Source organism: Faecalibacterium sp. i25-0019-C1, from assembly GCF_042854225.1.
Taxonomy (GTDB): Bacteria; Bacillota; Clostridia; order Oscillospirales; family Ruminococcaceae; genus Faecalibacterium; species Faecalibacterium taiwanense.
This window is the reverse complement of record NZ_AP031428.1, coordinates 2,313,779-2,332,007: the sequence shown is the minus strand read 5'-3', so window position 1 is coordinate 2,332,007 and position 18,229 is coordinate 2,313,779. Positions and strand designations below refer to the sequence as shown.

The 18,229-nt window shown below is 54.7% G+C and carries 16 protein-coding genes; 14 read left to right on the top strand and 2 right to left on the bottom strand.

Annotation, left to right across the window (positions count from 1 at the left end):
* Position 1 precedes the first annotated feature (1 nt).
* Positions 2 to 2,242, bottom strand: coding sequence for a type III-A CRISPR-associated protein Cas10/Csm1 (gene cas10, locus ACGHUK_RS11530; protein ID WP_390574360.1), 2,241 nt, complete (start codon positions 2,240 to 2,242; stop codon positions 2 to 4).
* Between cas10 and ACGHUK_RS11525 the strand changes: the two genes are divergently transcribed.
* The 6 genes from ACGHUK_RS11525 (at position 2,229) to ACGHUK_RS11500 (ending at position 7,337) form a co-directional block, all read left to right on the top strand.
* A complete protein-coding gene (locus ACGHUK_RS11525; protein WP_390574358.1) occupies positions 2,229 to 2,522 on the top strand; it encodes a hypothetical protein in 294 nt (97 codons plus the stop codon). The two genes, cas10 and ACGHUK_RS11525, sit on opposite strands and share 14 nt — an antisense overlap.
* A 904-nt stretch (positions 2,523 to 3,426) precedes the next feature.
* The gene (locus tag ACGHUK_RS11520) at positions 3,427 to 3,879 is read left to right on the top strand and encodes a hypothetical protein (protein WP_390574357.1); all 453 of its coding nucleotides are present in this window, start codon (positions 3,427 to 3,429) and stop codon (positions 3,877 to 3,879) included.
* Between the two features lie 91 nt (positions 3,880 to 3,970).
* Positions 3,971 to 4,237 carry a hypothetical protein gene (locus ACGHUK_RS11515; protein ID WP_118554285.1) on the top strand — a complete coding sequence of 89 codons (267 nt, stop codon included), beginning with the start codon at positions 3,971 to 3,973 and terminating at the stop codon, positions 4,235 to 4,237.
* A gap of 14 nt (positions 4,238 to 4,251) precedes the next feature.
* Complete coding sequence (locus ACGHUK_RS11510) at positions 4,252 to 4,584, top strand: hypothetical protein (protein WP_118554286.1); 333 nt, start codon at positions 4,252 to 4,254, stop codon at positions 4,582 to 4,584.
* Between the two features lie 30 nt (positions 4,585 to 4,614).
* Entirely contained in the window at positions 4,615 to 5,682 is a 1,068-nt protein-coding gene (locus ACGHUK_RS11505; RefSeq protein ID WP_390574356.1) for a hypothetical protein, read from the top strand.
* A gap of 104 nt (positions 5,683 to 5,786) precedes the next feature.
* Positions 5,787 to 7,337, top strand: coding sequence for a recombinase family protein (locus ACGHUK_RS11500; RefSeq protein ID WP_390574355.1), 1,551 nt, complete (start codon positions 5,787 to 5,789; stop codon positions 7,335 to 7,337).
* A 329-nt stretch (positions 7,338 to 7,666) separates the two neighbouring features.
* Here the strand turns inward: ACGHUK_RS11500 and ACGHUK_RS11495 are convergent, their stop codons facing one another.
* Entirely contained in the window at positions 7,667 to 9,067 is a 1,401-nt protein-coding gene (locus ACGHUK_RS11495; protein WP_390574353.1) for an MATE family efflux transporter, read from the bottom strand.
* A gap of 304 nt (positions 9,068 to 9,371) precedes the next feature.
* Between ACGHUK_RS11495 and ACGHUK_RS11490 the strand changes: the two genes are divergently transcribed.
* The 8 genes from ACGHUK_RS11490 (at position 9,372) to ACGHUK_RS11455 (ending at position 18,161) form a co-directional block, all read left to right on the top strand.
* Positions 9,372 to 9,875: a CarD family transcriptional regulator gene (locus ACGHUK_RS11490; protein ID WP_332376628.1), complete on the top strand. Its 504-nt coding sequence runs from the start codon at positions 9,372 to 9,374 to the stop codon at positions 9,873 to 9,875.
* A 193-nt stretch (positions 9,876 to 10,068) separates the two neighbouring features.
* A complete protein-coding gene (locus tag ACGHUK_RS11485; protein WP_390574352.1) occupies positions 10,069 to 11,406 on the top strand; it encodes a TrkH family potassium uptake protein in 1,338 nt (445 codons plus the stop codon).
* 11 nt (positions 11,407 to 11,417) lie between these two features.
* Complete coding sequence (locus ACGHUK_RS11480; RefSeq protein WP_005943335.1) at positions 11,418 to 12,065, top strand: TrkA family potassium uptake protein; 648 nt, start codon at positions 11,418 to 11,420, stop codon at positions 12,063 to 12,065.
* 279 nt (positions 12,066 to 12,344) lie between these two features.
* On the top strand, positions 12,345 to 14,228 hold the full coding sequence (locus tag ACGHUK_RS11475) for a DUF4118 domain-containing protein (RefSeq protein WP_390575811.1): 1,884 nt from the start codon (positions 12,345 to 12,347) through the stop codon (positions 14,226 to 14,228).
* A complete protein-coding gene (locus ACGHUK_RS11470) occupies positions 14,221 to 14,931 on the top strand; it encodes a response regulator (protein WP_097775011.1) in 711 nt (236 codons plus the stop codon). The genes ACGHUK_RS11475 and ACGHUK_RS11470 overlap by 8 nt, the downstream gene beginning before the upstream one ends.
* A 595-nt stretch (positions 14,932 to 15,526) precedes the next feature.
* Positions 15,527 to 15,811, top strand: coding sequence for a hypothetical protein (locus ACGHUK_RS11465; protein ID WP_015538118.1), 285 nt, complete (start codon positions 15,527 to 15,529; stop codon positions 15,809 to 15,811).
* A 164-nt stretch (positions 15,812 to 15,975) separates the two neighbouring features.
* Positions 15,976 to 16,440, top strand: coding sequence for a hypothetical protein (locus ACGHUK_RS11460; RefSeq protein WP_112120869.1), 465 nt, complete (start codon positions 15,976 to 15,978; stop codon positions 16,438 to 16,440).
* A gap of 83 nt (positions 16,441 to 16,523) precedes the next feature.
* Complete coding sequence (locus ACGHUK_RS11455) at positions 16,524 to 18,161, top strand: recombinase family protein (RefSeq protein ID WP_390574350.1); 1,638 nt, start codon at positions 16,524 to 16,526, stop codon at positions 18,159 to 18,161.
* Positions 18,162 to 18,229: the final 68 nt, after the last annotated feature.

Here is an 18,229-nt window from a genome sequence, read left to right as displayed (position 1 = left end):
ATCACTCTCTCCCTCGTTTCTGATAGACATAAATGTAGATCGCGGTGATCAGCTGTCGGCGCTGTTCCGGGTCCCGCGCCCAGTCCAGAACATTGTGCGAGAAGGTCCGGTATGCGTCCTGCTGGGCAGGGCTTGCCTTCTTCTCGTCCGGGCGCAGCCGGGCAAGCAGGTAGACGCACCGTGCAAAATTGACCTGGTCCTCCCGGGTATTGCGCAGCAGGTCGGTCAGGTTGTACAGCATGGAATTGCCGCGGTGATCATCGTCCTTTTTCTGGAACTGCGCAAAGAACTGCTCCAGACAGGCAAGTTTTTCGCCCAGCACTTTGTCCTGCAGCACATCCCAGGAATAGGTGTGGTCGGGCACGGCATCGAATAGCGCAGCACCGTTCTTGCCGGGCAGCTTTTTGGCTTCGTCCTCCAGCGCAGCGGTCTGCTCAGCTGCGGCACGGATGGGATAATGTTCGTTGAACATTGCGATGCCCGCGCTGATGGTCAGCGCCCCGCAGGTGTAGCTGCACAGGTGCTTCTGGATGCGCAGGGCGGCCTGCAGGGTGTGGTTCCAGGCACCGACCAGAAAGACGTCGTCGCCGCCGGCGTAGACGATGCTGACGCAAAGCCCCTGCAGCAGGCCGTTGATGTGGTACTTGAAGAACAGCGACATCTGCCGCGAGAACGCTGCGGCGCGGAACAGATTGACGTACTTCATCCGCTGCACGGGGTCGGTCTGGTCCGGCTGCTCAAAGCCGGCAATAAAGGCCTGCCCCAGATTGTCCACGTCCATGCGGCAGATGGCGATGCGGCGGATGCCCTCCGACTGGTCGGCAAGATCCTCAATATTGTTGCTGGCGGCATAGTCGCCGACGAACAGGTTGACGGACGGGCTGAGCGTCCGGACCAGCCGGTTCTTGGTGTAGGAGCGCACGGCGTCGGCGCAGAGGCCGGAGTCGTTCGAGAACGAAAGGAACCGTTTGCTGCCCCGGATGCCCGGCAGCGCAAAGGCACCGGGGCGGGGCGTGCTGTGGACCAGATAAATCGACTGGCTCTGGATCTGCGCCGACAGGTTGGCAAACCGATTGCAGCACGGGCAGAGACCCTCGGCGTTGACCTGTGCGGAATTGCCGCACACCTTGCACTCCCGGGTACCGTCGGGGATGGCCTGCACACGGTTCAGGGCGCGGAGCGCAGCGGCATCGTAGGGGTGCTGCTTGTGCTGCTCGGCAATGGCGTTGACCCGGCGGAACAGGGCCTTGTAGGGGCTTGCCTCTGCGGGGACATTGCACAGGTCGTTGGCGCTGCAGGGGGTCCAACCGTTGGCCAGGAACAGCTGCACGCCGAACTGTTCGTTCAGCCAGCCGTTGAAGGCCCGGTTCCAGTCGGCAAGGGTCTGCTGCACGGCGGCGGTGCTGGGCAGCAGGAGATAGCAGTGCCCGCCGCCACTGTAAATGATGTTAGTCCGGGTCAGGCCGCAGCCGTCCAGCAGCTCGTCCATGTAGTGCTCCATGAGCAGTTCCAGAAAGAACGAACGGCTGCGGAGGGACCGCAGGGCACCCTCGGTATGGACGGTGTAGATGAACCTCTGGATGCGGGAAAAGTCGGCGGTGTAGAGCAGGAACGCCGGTTCCCGGCGCAGCTCTGCGGGAGTGTCCAGCAGGGAAAAGGCGTCGGCCTGCTGTAGGTACTCGCTGACGCAGGCCGCCAGAGCCGACGTCAGCTTGAGCTGGTCGTAGAGAGAAATATCCCGGTCCTCGTCCCGCGCGGTGCTGGCAGGCAGGCCGCTGCACTGGGATTCCAGCAGGCCCAGCAGCGCGTTTGCCTGTGCCGGGCTGAACTGCAGGCCGGTGAGCTGCTCCGTCAGCTCCTGATAGAGCTCCCGGTAAACGGCGGCGGGGATGTCCGGCGCATCCTGCACGGGGTCGTACAGGGCACCGTCCGGGCGGGCAGCCGGGACGGAATACCCGGGGTGCTCCCCGTTCAGATGGCTGAAAATGGAGCGCAGGGGCCGGCAGCGGGAGCTGGCCGGTTCGGCGGCGGGGGTGTCGGCGGTCACAGACAGGCTGCGGGCAAAGGCCGCGCAGCGGGCGGCGTCCGACCCTGCGGCCGCGCCGCCGCGCACGGCAGCCCACTCCGGGGTGTCCGGCAGGGCGGCCAACAGGTCGGCTGCGGTCTTGTCGGCCCGGAAGGCCAGCTTGCCAAGGCCGTGCAGCAGGCCGCAGAAGGTGGCCTGCAAGGTGAGTGCGTTCAAGGAATCATCTCCTTCGGGCAAAATAGCAAGGGAATATGCGAAAAACAGGTTTGAAAAGATTTGTTCCAATTATAGCACGGGATCCGACAAAGAAAAACGCCGGAAACAGAGAAATTTCGACCGCTTTTTTGGTGAAACTTCTAGTGGAAAACAGCCCATATTTTATAAAAAAGCCCGCAGAAACTCCCGCAGTTGGAAAAATTGCGGAAAAAATCGGGCACAGCCCAAAATTTCACAAAAAAGCAGCCGCCCCGCTTCGCCGCACAAAACTGTGCAGTAAAGCGGGGCGGTCGTCTGTGTCCCCTTGCGGGGTGTAACCTATAGCTGTTACTGTGTTGAAGTGTATTATCCTACGTCCCCTTGCGGGGTGTAATCGGTGATTGGTCGAACTTTAACCTGATTTCCGGTGGGACAATTCCTACGTCCCCTTGCGGGGTGTGATGTAATGCGCTTGGCAACCTTTTCCAAGTTTAAGTGGAATTTCCAACGTCCCCTTGCGGGGTGTGATTGGACAGCCAGAAAGACGTATGGAACGACTTTTCGCCTTATCCTACGTCCCCTTGCGGGGTGTGATTACAGTGCAGAAGGAAATATTCTTCTGGAGGATGAAGAAACTTTGATCTCCGTCCCCTTACGGGGTGTGATAGCTGACGGGGGCTACCGGAATATCATTGTGCTTGTGTGTGTGTGATTTCCAACGTCCCCTTGCGGGGTGTAACTGATCACGTCCGGCAGAGAAAACGGCAGAGTTTGTGCGTTATCCTACGTCCCCTTGCGGGGTGTAACTGCGCGACCTACAAAAGGACGTTCGTTCAAGAAACGACTTATCCTACGTCCCCTTGCGGGGTGTGATTCAGCGACACCTCCTGATACTCTTTCAGGGTAATCGACTTATCCTACGTCCCCTTGCGGGGTGTGATGGCAAAAATGAACAAAAGTGACCGGCCGAAAACCGGCAGAATGCACCTTTTTCATAATGCTGGCACCATTATAACACACTCTGCGCAAAAAGAAAAGCGGAATGGAGAAAAGAATGCCGCTTTTTGTGGTGCGAACCGCGCAGGAAGTGCGCGTAAAAACCATGAAATTTTGAGATTTCGCACCGAAAATTCCAACTGCGGCTGCTCCGGCGGGCTTATCTTATGTGACCGGACAAAAACAGACGAATGCGAAAGGAGCACACAATGGGATTCTTCAGTTCCCTTTGGGGCAAAAACAGCGAGAACGGCAAAAACACCCAGAACAACACACCGACGGTGCAGCAGCCGAGAATGACGGAGGCGCAGCGGCACGATGCCTTTGTGCAGTCCCTGCGCGAGAACACGGCAAACGGGAAGTACGGCCCCGTACCCACCCAGAGCACTGCACGCAAAGCCGCGACAGGCTCCTCCGAAGACGGCGGCCGGGACCGCGGGGATGACCCGGGTGCCCCCGGCTCGCAGGGCCGCGAGAGCGGGCTGAAGTTTGGCACCTCCAAGTCGGTGTCGGCCTCTCAGGGCAGCGGCAAGGGCCGGGGTGCCGGGCTGGGTCAGGGCGGCGGCCGCAGCGGCGGAGGACATGGGCCCGGCGGCCACGGCGGCCACGGCAGCGGCGGGCATGGCGGTCATAGCGGCGGCCACGGCCATGGCGGGCGCTGAAACTTTTTTGCGTTTTTCCAACCGCAGCCCAACCGGCGGGCTTGTCTGTAGTGTAAGACAAACCTGCTTCAACAGAAAAGGAGAAACCACTATGTTTGAGTCTGCACTTGGCAACCTGTGTATCGTGATCTGCGGCATGACCGTGCTGCTTTCGGCCTTTTTCATCTGGCGCACGGAGACGCTGCCCAACCGGCTGATCGTCGCTGCTGCGGCGGCGCTCGTGCTGATCTTCCGCTGGCAGATCAGCATGATGATCTACCAGTTCGTGGCGTCCATCTTCTCGCTCATCGCACTGTTCGTGGGCGTCGTGCTGCTCTGCGCCCTGCCCTTTGTGCTCATCCGTCTCTTCCTGCACTGAGGGGGGGTGAAAGGATGGAGTACGCGTTCACGCTGAATGTCCTGCCCGTGGTCGGCGGTGTGGTGATCGTGCTGGTGCTGGTGCTCTGTGAGCTTGGAAGCACCGGCTTTGGCGGAGGTCTGCCGTCGGGCGGCTACCGGTATTACATCGGAGAGCACACCGTGCTGTATCTCCGGCAGTCCGGCACACGCTGCCGGGCCTATGTGCTGGAGGGCGAAGCCCCGCCGGCGGTGCCGCTGCACCACTCCCGGGGCGGTACTTATTTCAAGGTGTGGGCGGCCTCTCCGGCAGAGGCCGAGCTGGAGATCGAACAGGCTTATCAGCGGCTGCCGGAGCTTGAGCAGTAAGGGCAGCCGCACAACAGAAAGGAACCCGTTATGGCAAAGCTCCGGAAACTGGTCGGGTGGCTCCCGACCGTGGGCGCAATGATCTTCAATGGCTGTGTGATCGGTTGGCTGCACTGGGCAAAGCCGCAGCTTCTGGGGCCGGGGATCTCCGGCGGGGCCATCGCGTCCGGCTGTGTGATCCTGCATTTGCTCTGGTGGTGTCTGGCCCCGGCAGCAACGGCCTGCGTGATCGGCGGGCCGTTCTTTCTGTGGTGCGCCGCGCTGCTGCCGGCGGAGCTGCTGTTTGCGCTGACAGCGCTCCGGCAGGTCTGGCCGGTGGGGGTGTTGCTGGCAGTCCTCTGGTTTGCGGGCGTGTTTTGGTTCCGGCGCAGGAGCTTCCGGCAGTTCCGACGGCAAAGCCGCCGCTGCCACTACAGCGACTTCGACATCCTCTGTGGGCAGGATCGCATCCGTGAGATCTGCCGCCGGTTCGGCGTGCTGCTGGCAACGCTCCTGCTGGCAGTGCCGGCGTGCTGGGGCATGTGGAGCAGCCGGGTGTACCTGACCGCAGCGGCACCCGCGCAGACGCAGGCGGAAACAACGGCGCAGCTCCACGAAAAGAAATTCCTGCCCGGCTTTGCGGAGGATGTCTGGGAAACGGCGTCGCTGGACAGCAAGACCGAACTGGCAAAGCAGCTGGCCGCCTATGAGCTTGCCATGCTGGGGGTGCCGGACGGGACAGATGTTACGGTCCAGCCGCTCGACGAGGACTGGCTGGGCTACTACAGCGCCTCCTCCCGGCAGATCGTGCTCTCCCGGTCTGTGCTGGAAAGCGGGACCGCGCAGGAGACCATGGACACCATCGCCCACGAGGCGTACCACGCGCAGCAGGCCTATGTGGTGGAGAACATCGACTGGGACGATGCTGCGACCCAGGCGGCCTACTACGACCAGGCCAGACGATGGCTGCGGAATTATCAGAGCGGGTACGTCTCGGGCGACGAGGATATCCTGGGCTACTATTTCCAGCCGGTGGAGGCTGATGCCAGAGCTTATGCCAAAGAAGAAACTGAGAGGTTGCAGGAATTGATAAGTCGAAATTTGCAGGAGGATAAATAATTGGTATTGAAATAATTTTAAAATTGTGGTATATACATTATACGAAACATTGGTTTGGATGAACGATCCACCGTTCAATGATGTATAAATGGGAGGTGCCCGCCATGACCGCTGTGATCTATGCCCGCTATTCATCGGATAACCAGCGCGAAGAATCCATCGAAGGTCAAATCCGGGAATGTACGGCTTATGCCGAAAAGAATGGCATCACCATCGTCAAGCACTACATTGACCGTGCTATCTCTGCCAAGACGGACAATCGACCCGAGTTCCAGCAGATGACTAAAGACAGCGACAAAAAGCTGTTTGACATTGTGCTGGTCTGGAAACTGGATCGCTTTGCCCGGAACCGCTATGACAGTGCCCGGTATAAGACCCAACTGAAGAAGAACGGTGTTAAGCTCATGTCTGCCACCGAGGTCATCTCCGAGGGGCCGGAAGGCATCATTCTGGAATCGGTGCTGGAAGGTTATGCTGAGTATTATTCCGCTGACCTGTCTGAAAAGGTCATTCGTGGCATGACCGAAAACGCACTGAAGGGAAAGTTCACTGGCGGTGCCATTCCCTTTGGCTACATCATCAACGCAGACCACCGCTTTGAAATCGACCCGTTGACTGCTCCCTTTGTGGCAGAAACCTTCCAGCGGTACAACGATGGTCAGACCATGCGGGAAATTCGGGATTGGCTGAACGAAAAGGGCGTCAAGAACCAGCGCGGCGGGCTGATGACCTTCAACACCATTCAGCATATGCTGAACAATCGCCGCTACATCGGGGAGCTGAAATATCGTGATGTTTTGATTCCCGATGCGATTCCACCTATCGTGTCCGTAGAGCTTTTCAACGATGTACAGGAGAAGATGTTGAAAAACAAGAAAGCCCCTGCCCGTAGAAAGGCAGAGGACGACTACCTGCTCACCACCAAGCTGTTCTGCGGCTACTGTGGGGCGCTGATGTTTGGCGAAAGCGGCACGAGCCGGACGGGCGAAGTCCACCGCTATTATAAATGTGCGACTGCCAAAAAGCACAAGGGCTGCAAGAAAAAGACCGTCCGTAAACAGTGGCTGGAAGATCTGGTGGTGAACCAGACCATGCAGCTTGTGAAAGACGATGCCGCTATGGAATCCATCATCGCCAAGGTGATGGAACTGCAAAACAAGGAAAACACCAACATTCCCCTTTATGAAAAGCAGCTCCGGGATGCGGAATCGGGTATCCAGAATATGCTCAATGCAATTCAGGCTGGTATCCTGACCAGTTCCACCAAGGAGCGGCTGGAGCAGCTGGAAGAAACCAAGCGTGAGCTTGAAGCTCGCATTGCGGAAGAAAAGCTGGCAAAGCCGAAAGTGACTGAAGAGTTCATCCGGTTCTGGCTGCTGCGCTTCCGTAAGCTGGACATGAGCCAGCAGGAGCAGCGGCAGGCACTGGTGGATACCTTCATCAATGCCATCTATCTCTACGATGATAAGGTCCTCATTACCTTTAATTATAAGGAAGGTACGGAAACAGTCGCTTTCGGGGAAGCCGTGAAAGCAGAGAAAAGTTCGGATATGAGTGCGCGAGGTGCACCACAAGGAAGACAGCTTTTGATAGCTGTCTTTTTTGTTTTACACGGCAGTTTCCCTTTAGCAGTAACCGCGGATAAGAGGACTTGAACAGCACGGCCCCACCGCAGGCGGGGCAACAAAAGCCCCAGTGGGGCTTTTGTTAGTGCGCGGTTCCCAACCCGTAGGAATGTCTACCGGGAGGCAGACTGTCTACTGTCTTTTTTGCTTCACCCAATAATTCCCCTTTCGTAGTAACAGCGGATAACATGGATATCGGCTGCGTGGAACTGCTGCTCCGGGATGGGAGAAAAATTTCCATTGACAAAAACTGCCGCTCACCTGCGTAACGGAACGCAGATGGGCGGTGTTTTGCACTATCGGCTCTGAGACTGCCGGAAATTATGAAAGACTTTCAATGGTAATGATATGTTTTTCCATTAGACTTCTCCTTTCTGGTTCAGTTCACGGTAGGTTTTGCAGATTAGATAGCCTGCAATCAGGAAGGTGAGGATATCCGACATGGGCATGGAGTACAGCACGCCGTCCAGCCCGAAGAACCGGGGCAGCAACAGGGCAAAGCCCACGCCGAACACCACCTCACGCACCATGGACAGGGCGGTGGATTCCACTGCCTTGCCCATGGCCTGCAAAAAGATGAAGCAGGCCTTGTTGACACAGGCCAGAATGATCATGCACAGGTAGATGCGAAAGGAGCGCACTGCAAAATCGGTGTAGTAGACGCTCTCGTTGGCAGCACCGAACAGGGCGATCAGCTGCCGCGGGAAGCCCTCCACCAGCACCAGCGCAACAACGCCCACGGCCGCTTCTGCCAGCAGCAGTCTCGTGAACAGCTCCTTCACACGGTCAGGCTTTTTTGCGCCCATGTTGAAACCCACCACGGGGATGCAGCCAGCCGCCATGCCCACCACGATGGAGATGACGATCTGGAAGAACTTCATCACGATGCCCACCACCGCCATGGGGATCTGGGCGTATTGCTCCTGCCCGAACACGGTGTCCAGTGCGCCGTATTTGCGGATCATGTTGTTGATGGCTGCCATAGCCGCCACAAGGCTGATCTGGGACAGAAAGCTGGTCATGCCAAGGGTCAGGGTGCGGCCGCAGATGGAGCCTTTCAGCCGGTAGTCGCCCTTTTCAGGACGGATGATCTTCATGTGCAGCAGATACCACACTGCCAGCGCTGCGGTGACCAGCTGACCGATCACAGTAGCCACCGCCGCGCCCATCATGCCCCAGCGCAAGCCGAAAATGAAAACGGGGTCCAGAATAATGTTCAGCACCGCACCCGCAAGGGTGGAGATCATGGCAAACCGGGGGTTGCCATCCGCGCGGATGATGGGGTTCATGGCCTGCCCAAACATATAAAAGGGCACGCCCAGCGTGATATAAAAGAAATACTCCTGGGAGTGGTGGTAGGTCTCGGCGTTGACCGTTCCGCCGAACATGGCGAGAATGTTGTCCGCAAAAATCAGATAGAGCGCGGCCAGCACAATGCTGCTGACCAGACACATCACCACTGCATTGCCGACGCTCCGCCTTGCCTTGGGAACTTCGTTCTGTCCAAGGCTGATACTGACGAAGGCGCAGCAGCCGTCACCGATCATCACGGCAATAGCCAGTGCCACAACCGTAAGCGGGAACACAACGGTGTTGGCGGCGTTGCCGTAGGAGCCCAGATAGCTGGCGTTTGCAATAAAGATCTGGTCCACGATGTTATACAGTGCGCCGACCAGAAGCGAAATAATGCACGGGATCGCATACTTCTGCATCAGCTTGCTGATGCGCTCCGTGCCGAGAAATTGATTGGAACTTTCCATGGGGTTCACCTTTACCTTTCCATTTTGGGGCAAACAAAAACAACGGGCAGCCCTCATGCAACCGGTTTTACGCATGAGTGCTACTCGTTGTACGAAATCATTATAGCCTGCCTGTCTGGAATTTGCAAAGGCAGTTTTGCACAAGAATTGTACTGGGCATTCTGCGCAGATTGCACGAGGAAAACTTTGTGAAAGATGCCCTTTGAAGCCCGCCAACCTACCGTGGTACAATAAAGTAAAGAGTAAAATTACGCTGGAAAGTCTGTTTTTGCGGCCTTTTCATACAAGGGAAAGAGGCAATACCATGTCACGGTTTCAGGCGGGAGCGCTGGTGGTCTACGGAAATCTGGGAGTGCACGAGGTGGAAAGGGTCGGGCTGCGGCACTTTTGCGATGAGCCCGCCAGAGAGTATTACACCCTCCGGCCCTATTTTTCGGATTCCCACGACCGCAGCTATATCCCCACGGCAAAAGAGGGTGTTCTGCGCCCGGTGACCCCGGCACAGCAGGCAGCAGCCGACCTTGCACGGATCAAAGCGGAGACGCTGCCCATCCCTACGGGAATTCAGACGGCGCTGGCAGAACACTATCAGGCACTGCTCCACACCAATGATTTTTACCAGTACCTGACCCTGTTCAAGGAGCTGGGACAAAAACAGACCCAGCAGCAAAGCCGTGGCCGGAAGATCAACGCTATGGATACCTACTTCTACCAGATGGTAGAGCGCGTCCTGCGGGAGGAGCTGGCGGTGGCGTTTGGGGAATCGCAGCAGGAAGCCGGCAGGCGTCTGCTGGAGATTTTGCGCTGAAGCCGCATGGGTACTTTTTGGTGCGTATATTCAGTTCAAGGGTGTTGTCGTGGTCGGCTCGATCTCCTACATTTATTATTTGGTGTTGATCGATCAATTTTAATGGAATCTTTATACTTCTACAATTTTCTTTACGGCTCTTTTATCTATTCCATGCTAATCTTTATGCACACGGATAGGTAAAGGAGCTTTTATGATTCAATATCCTCGTTACAAGCGGCACCGTTTTTCTTCTTTTCAGGTTATTATTGCAGGTTTTGCGGCAGTCGATCTGGTGGGCGCATTGCTTCTGATGCTCCCGATCGCTGCACAGCAGCGGTGCGTCACACCGTTCAATGAGGCACTGTTTACCTCCACCTCCGCCCTTTGTGTGACCGGACTTGTGGTTCAGGATACCGGCAGCTACTGGTCGGCTTTTGGGCAAAGCGTGATCCTTCTTCTGATCCAGATCGGAGGATTGGGTGTCATTACGGTGGGCGCTGCCTTTGCGCTGCTTTCCGGGCGAAAGATCTCCCTCAAGCAGCGCAGCACGATGCAGGAAGCTACTGCTGCCCCGCAGATGGGCGGCATCGTGCGGCTGACAGGCTTTATTCTGCGGATCACCGCCCTGTTTGAATTGGTCGGTGCTGCACTGCTGCTGCCGACATTTTGCGCCGATTATGGACTGCGCGGGATCTGGTACGCGTTGTTTCATTCCATTTCGGCGTTCTGCAATGCCGGCTTTGACCTGCTGGGAACAGAGGGGGCAAAATTTGTTTCGCTGACACGGTATGCAGGAAACCCATTGCTTACCACAGTGATTGCGGCCCTGATCGTCTTTGGCGGCCTTGGTTTTCTGACATGGGAGGACATTTGTACATATCGCCTTGATTTTCACCGTTACCGGATGCAGAGCAAGGTGATCCTTGTCACAACGGCATTTCTTCTGGTATTGCCGACGCTGTACTTTTATTGCTTCGAGTTCACGGCAGGCTCTGCCCGGCAGCGCATTTTATTGTCGATGTTTCAATCCGTTACCCCCCGTACTGCCGGTTTTAACACTGCTGATCTTGCTGCGATGGGCAGCACTTCACAGGCATTGATGGTGGTTCTGATGCTGTTGGGCGGTTCGCCCGGTTCTACGGCAGGCGGTATGAAAACCACAACATTTGCCGTTCTGCTGGCCAATATGTGGGCGACCTTCCGCCGCAGAGAAGATGCCGAATTTTTCGGGCGGCGCATAGATGGTTCTGCGGTCAAGAATGCTGCCACGATCGCAGGGATGTATTTGACGCTGTTCTTCCTCGGAGCCTTTGTCATTGCTGCGGCAGAGCAGCTGCCGATGTCGGTCTGTCTGTATGAGACTGCTTCGGCTGTGGCAACGGTGGGTCTGACATTGGGCATCACGCCGCAATTGGGCATCCTTTCGCAGGGGGTGCTGATCGCACTGATGTTTTTGGGACGTGTTGGTGGATTGACGTTGATCTATGCGGCATTTGGCAGCAGCCCTGCCCACTCTCGTCTGCCGCAGGAGAAAATCGCAATCGGATAAAGGAGACAAGTATGAAATCGATTCTTTTGATTGGGCTTGGCCGTTTTGGCCGCCATATTGCGCAGGAACTGAATGAGCTGGGTCATCAGGTCATGGCGATCGACAGCAACGAAGACCGTGTGAACGCCGTGCTTTCCTATGTGACGAATGCACAGATCGGTGACAGCACCAGCGAATACTTTCTGCGCTCCCTTGGTGTTGGCAATTTTGATGTGTGTATCGTAACCATCGGCGGCAATTTTCAGAGTTCGTTGGAAACAACATCGCTGCTCAAGGAGCTGGGCGCAAAGCTTGTGGTCTCGCGTGCAGAGCGGGATGTACAAGCCAAGTTCCTGCTGCGCAACGGTGCGGATGAAGTGGTCTACCCGGAAAAGCAGCTGGCAAAGTGGGCGGCGATCCGATACAGCTCCGAACACATTCTGGATTATATCGAGCTGCAGGACGACCACGCCATCATGGAAGTGACCATTCCGCCGGAATGGGTGGATCGCACGATCGGTGAGATCAATATCCGAAAAAAGTATAACATCAATATTCTTGCGCTGAAAAAAGACGGAAAGCTCGATATGAGCATTACGCCGGATACGCAGCTGTGCCGGGATGAAAGTATGCTGGTTTTGGGAAAATACGCATCGATCCAGAAGTGTTTCCGGCTCTGAAAAGATAGGACGGATCATATGGATGTCGTTTTGTTACTGATGGTTCTTGGAGTTATGTTGAGTGGTTTTTGGGCAGCAGATGCGCTGGATCACATGCGGAAGGAGATCCTTCAACAGGAAGGAAAAAGACGTGGCTGGTGGTCGTGACCATCAAATTGTGCTATACTGTGGGCAAGGCAGGTGATTTTTATGAATCAGAACGACCCACCCACTGAACATATTCTGGCGTGTCTGTCGTCCTCTCCCTCCAATGCAAAGATCGTGCGGACGGCAGCAACAATGGCAAAGGCGTTTGGAGGGACCTTTACAGCTCTGTATGTCCGGACTCCGGATTCGGATCAGATGGGAAAAGAAGACTGTCGGCGCTTGCAGCAGCACATTCGTATGGCAGAGCAGGCAGGTGCCGACATTTCTACGATCTATGGGGATGACATTCCGCAGCAGATCGCAGAGTTTGCCCGCATCTCCGGCATTACAAAAATCGTACTGGGGAGCTCCAGCGTACATCGCCGCCATTTCTGGAGTGGACCGTCACTGACTGAAAAATTGACGATGACTGCGCCTAATCTGGATATTTACATCATCCCGGATGCTTCTGCAGAGAACGGCTACGGTTCAGGACGAAAGCTGTTCACCCGTCCGCTTCTGCCGTCTGTCCGTGATCTTCTGATCACCGCAGGCATCCTGAGCTGCATCACGCTCATCGGCTTCTTTTTCCTGCAGCTGGACTTTGCGCGTTATAACATTATTATGCTCTATATGCTGGGGATGCTGTTCACCGCATTGTGTACCAGCGGTTATACCTGCGGTGTGCTGGGCTCTGTTGCCAGTGTTGCGCTGTACAATTTTTTTCTGACGGAACCGCGCCTGACATTCCATGCGTATGACCCCGGTTATCAGGTTACGTTTGCCCTGATGCTGACCTCCGCAATTATTACCTGTACGTTGACGACACGGTTGAAAGACCATGCAAAAATGTCTGCGCAGGCAGCATTCCGGACAAAAGTACTATTTGATACGAATCAGCTTTTACAGAAAGCCAAAAGTGAAGAAGAAATCTTTTCACTGACGGCATCCCAGCTGATGAAGCTGCTGAACCGGAGTCTGATCGTCTACCTGGAACAAAATGGAGGTCTTGGGGCAGAACAGGTTTTTGGAGTTGACGGGGAAACGGCGCAAAACATCTTTTCTGCACCGGAAGAACGGGATGCAGCAAACTGGACATTTGCCAACAAAAAGCGTTCCGGTGCAGGCACGGATAGCTACCCGGATGCAAAGGGACTTTATCTTGCACTTCGGACTGGAGGCGGCGTGTTTGGAGTGATCGGGATCGATCTGTCCGAAAAACCGCTGGATGCCTTTGAAAACAGTGTGCTGCTTTCCATTCTGGGCGAAGGTGCGCTGGCCATCGAAAACCGCAGAAATGTGCTGGAAAAAGAGCAGGCAACCGTGCAGGCAAAAAATGAAGAGCTGCGGGCAAACCTGCTGCGCACGATCTCCCATGACCTGCGCACCCCGCTGACCTCCATTTCCGGCAATGCCAGCAATCTGCTTTCCAACGGAGAAACGCTGGATACAGAGACCCGGAACAAGATCTGCACCGATATTTTTGATGATGCACAATGGCTGATTGGTTTAGTGGAAAATCTGCTTTCTATCACCCGCATTGAGGATGGGCGGATGAATCTGCAGATCTCGCCGCAGCTGATGGACGAAATGATCGAAGAAGCGCTGCATCATGTCAACCGGAAAAGCTGCGAACACACCATCACAACACAGTATGGGGACGAGATCCTTCTGGTCAATGTGGATGCACGGCTGATCATGCAGGTCGTTGTCAATCTGGTGGATAACGCCATCAAATACACCCCCGTGGGCTCGGTCATTCAGATTTCGGCTTACCGGAAAGACCATCAGGTCGTAGTGGACGTTGCAGATAACGGCCCCGGTATTCCGGATCGCGCAAAAGCACAGGTGTTCGAGATGTTTTATACCGGGCAGAGCCGCATCGCAGACAGCCACCGCAGCCTTGGCTTGGGCTTGCCCCTCTGCCGTGCAATCTTGACGGCTCACGGCGGAACATTGACCCTGCGTGACAACATTCCCAATGGCAGTGTCTTTTCCTTTGCATTGCCGCAAAGTGAGGTGAACATTCATGAATAAGCCGTCCATTCTGGTCGTAGAGGATGATGTTCCTGTACGGTGTCTGATCACAACGACCCTGAAGACCCACGGCTATAAATATCTGACTGCTTCCAATGGGGAAACGGCGATCATGATGACTACCAGCCACAATCCGGACATCATGCTGCTGGATCTTGGGCTGCCCGATATAGACGGCATCGAGGTCATCCGCAGCGTCCGCACATGGTCGAACCTGCCCATCATTGTCCTGAGTGCCCGGAGCGAAGATTCTGATAAGATCGAAGCACTGGACAACGGCGCAGACGATTATCTGACAAAGCCGTTTTCCGTGGACGAGCTGCTGGCAAGACTGCGTGTAACGCAGCGCCGATTGAATCTGCTGGCTTCTGACGGCATAAACAGTCCGGTTTTTGTCAATGGTCCTTTGAAGATCGACTTCTCGGCCGGGTGCGTCTGGCTGGGTGAGAATGAAGTGCATCTGACCCCCATCGAGTACAAACTACTGTGTGTGCTGGCGCATAATGTGGGCAAGGTGCTGACACATACCTCCCTCACGCAGAAAGTATGGGGCAGTACGCAGGAAAATGACATCGCTTCCTTGCGAGTTTACATGGCATCCCTGCGCAAAAAATTGGAACGATACCCGGATGCGCCGCATCTGATCCAGACCCATGTTGGTGTCGGATACCGGATGCTGCGCGCAGAAAATGATGAAGCATAGTAAAAAACAGGGCGTGTCCACCTGCTGGGTATCCGTAAAACAGTTTTCGAAAAATGACACGGCAACTGCCTGTCAGGATTGGTTACGGAGTACCCGGCTAGGCCGAGGAAGCATCAAGTCCCATGTCCGCACCGTTAAGGTGTTGGGTATGGGGCTTTTTGCATTTCAGGAACGTATACACCTCTGGAAAGGTGTAACACACTAGACTTTGTACCAAAGTCGTGTGCCAAGGGTGCTGCGCCCCTTTGGAATCCCTGCTTACATCGCCTGTGGGCGATGTAGATTCGCCGCACAGAAAGCTCTCACAAAAGGCACACCCGGCTGTCTGCGGCGAGGAGAAGGCACTTCTGCGGAAGTGTAATAACCCACTATGACACTTTCATCCCTGTGGTCTGCAAAGTGTAGTGGGCTCTCCGAGGGGGAAACGGCTATATAGGGTGCGCTTCGGGCAAATCGCTGCGTACGTGCGTACCAATCTCTCGTACGCACGTACGCAGTAAAACGGCTAAAATCTCCTATATAGGGGTGTTCTTCTGGAAATCAATATGATATACTCAACTTAACCAACCATCAACTAATAGGAGGCGGTAATATTATGGGAAAAACTTTTGTGTGTAGCTTATGCCGTAATGGAATCATTGGCGGTGGTTTGTACATTGATGAACAGAGCATTACATATTCAACTCAAAAGCTCACAGTCAGTCCACTGTATCGCAACCTTGTATTGCCCATGAACGAGATAAGGGAGCTTTCATGGAGTCAGATGGTCGTTCCTGTTGCAGCAATTTCCATGAAAGATGGAGAATGTTATAAATTTATCATATATAACAAATCAGGATTTGAAAAGGCATATAAGCAATATAGCAACCACCAAGAATGAAATCACCTAGCAGGGTTTGGGGCAGGCACGCCCCAACAAGAAGCTGTCCCAAAAGGGCAAGAATTTTCAAGAATTGAAAATTTGTGGCCACGGGACGATTCTTGCTCTCACGAAAACCCATACTTTTTGAAAATCCGCTTTTCGCAGCCAAAGGAGGATGCACCATGAAAAAAGAGATCGAAGCCTTCGTCAACGCAGCCAACGAGCAGGAGTTGGAAGCCGCATGGAATAACCTCTCGGCAGAGGAACAGCGAGTTTTCGAGCAGCTCATGGAGGAAGAACCACCCGAAGATGCACTGGCATTTTTCGCACAGCTGTATGATGATGCCCCGAAAGAGCAGACCAGCGAGACTGTGAACATCTCCGAAAATGAAATCTATTTCAAGCGGAAGCCCTTGACCGAAGAGCAGAAGAAACACAGCTCTTATGTGGACGAGAACGGCAACCTCCATGTCAAGAACCTGTCCGCTTTCTGGATTCCAGAACTGACCACCACGGAGAAAGTCGGTCACACCACCTACACCGTGACCGGCAGCTATGAGGGCAAGGAGTCCTTTTTGAAGAAGCTGGAGCGCATTGTTGCCAAGAACGCCCAGCAAAAATTTGAAGATGAGGGTGCAGACGAATGACAACTGCGTCCAATTCTGCTATACTTGACCCGGTAACCAATCCTGTACCGACAGTTGCTCCACAGAGTAAGGAGGACACAACAATGTCTGGAGCAACGAATAAAATCTCCGCACTTTACTGCCGACTGTCGCAAGAGGACGCACGGCTCGGCGAAAGCCTGTCCATTGAGAACCAGAAGGCTATCCTTCTGGAATACGCCAAAAAGAACCACTTCCCGAACCCGGTGTTCTTTGTGGATGATGGCTACTCCGGCACGAACTATGACCGCCCCGGCTTTCAGAGTATGCTGGTCGAGATCGAAGCAGGGCGTGTAGGAATCGTTATCACGAAAGACCTGTCCCGACTGGGGCGCAACTCTGCCTTGACGGGTCTGTACACAAACTTTACCTTTCCCCAGTATGGCGTTCGCTACATTGCCATTAACGACAATTACGACACCATTGACCCGAACAGCGTAAACAACGATTTTGCGGGTATTAAGAACTGGTTCAACGAGTTTTACGCCCGCGATACCAGCCGCAAGATTCGGGCTGTCCAGAAGGCCAAGGGAGAGCGTGGAGTGCCGCTGACGGTCAATGTTCCGTACGGCTATGTAAAAGACCCGGAGAACCCGAAGCATTGGCTTGTTGACCCGGAAGCGGCTGCGATTGTGAAGCGCATCTTCTCCATGTGCATGGAGGGACGTGGCCCGACCCAAATTGCAAACCAACTGTGGGTGGACAAAGTTCTGACTCCCACCGCCTACAAGCTGAGCCATGGCCGGAGTACAAACGCACCTGCCCCGGAAGACCCTTACCGCTGGGATAAAAGAGCAGTAAGTTTGATTCTGGAACGCCGGGAGTACACTGGCTGCACAGTCAACTTCAAGACCTATACTAACTCTATCTGGGATAAAAAGAGACATCTGAATCCTGTGGAAAATCAGGCTATCTTCCCGGATACACATGAGCGCATTATTGACGATGATGTGTTTGAAAAGGTTCAGGAGATTCGTAACCAGCGTCACCGCATGACTCGGACAGGCAAGAGCAGCATTTTCTCCGGTATGGTCTACTGCGCTGACTGCGGTTCCAAGATGCAATATGGTTCGTCCAACAACAGGGACTTCAGTCAAGACTTCTTTGATTGCTCTCTGCACAAGAAGAACGGGAGCAAGTGCAAGGGACACTTCATCCGGGTAAAGGTTCTGGAAGGACGTGTACTGAGTCATGTTCAGCGGGTGACGGACTACATTCTCCGTCATGAAGACTACTTCCGCAAGGTCATGGAGGAGCAGCTTCGGGTGGAAAGCACCGAAAAGCTGACCGTCCTGAAGAAGCAGCTTGCCCGGAATGAGAAGCGGATTGCAGACCTCAAACGGCTGTTCATGAAAATCTACGAGGATAACGCCAGCGGAAAGCTGAGCGATGAACGCTTTGACATGATGAGCCAGAGCTACGATGCCGAACAGAAGCATCTGGAAGAGGAAGCCCTCTCTATCCAGCAGGAAATCGAAGTACAGGAACAGCAGATCGAGAATATTGAGAAGTTCGTCCAGAAAGCGCACAAATACGTTCATATTGAAGAACTCACCCCTTATGCTCTCCGTGAACTGGTGTCAGCCATCTATGTGGATGCCCCGAATAAGTCCAGCGGAAAGCGGGTGCAGCACATCCATATCAAGTACGATGGGCTGGGGTACATCCCTCTGGATGAACTGGAAGCAAAAGAAAAGGCGTGACCGAAGTCACGCCAAATCTTCCCCATTTAGGGAACTTTTGCAAATACTGTTTTATGGGAACTCTGCTC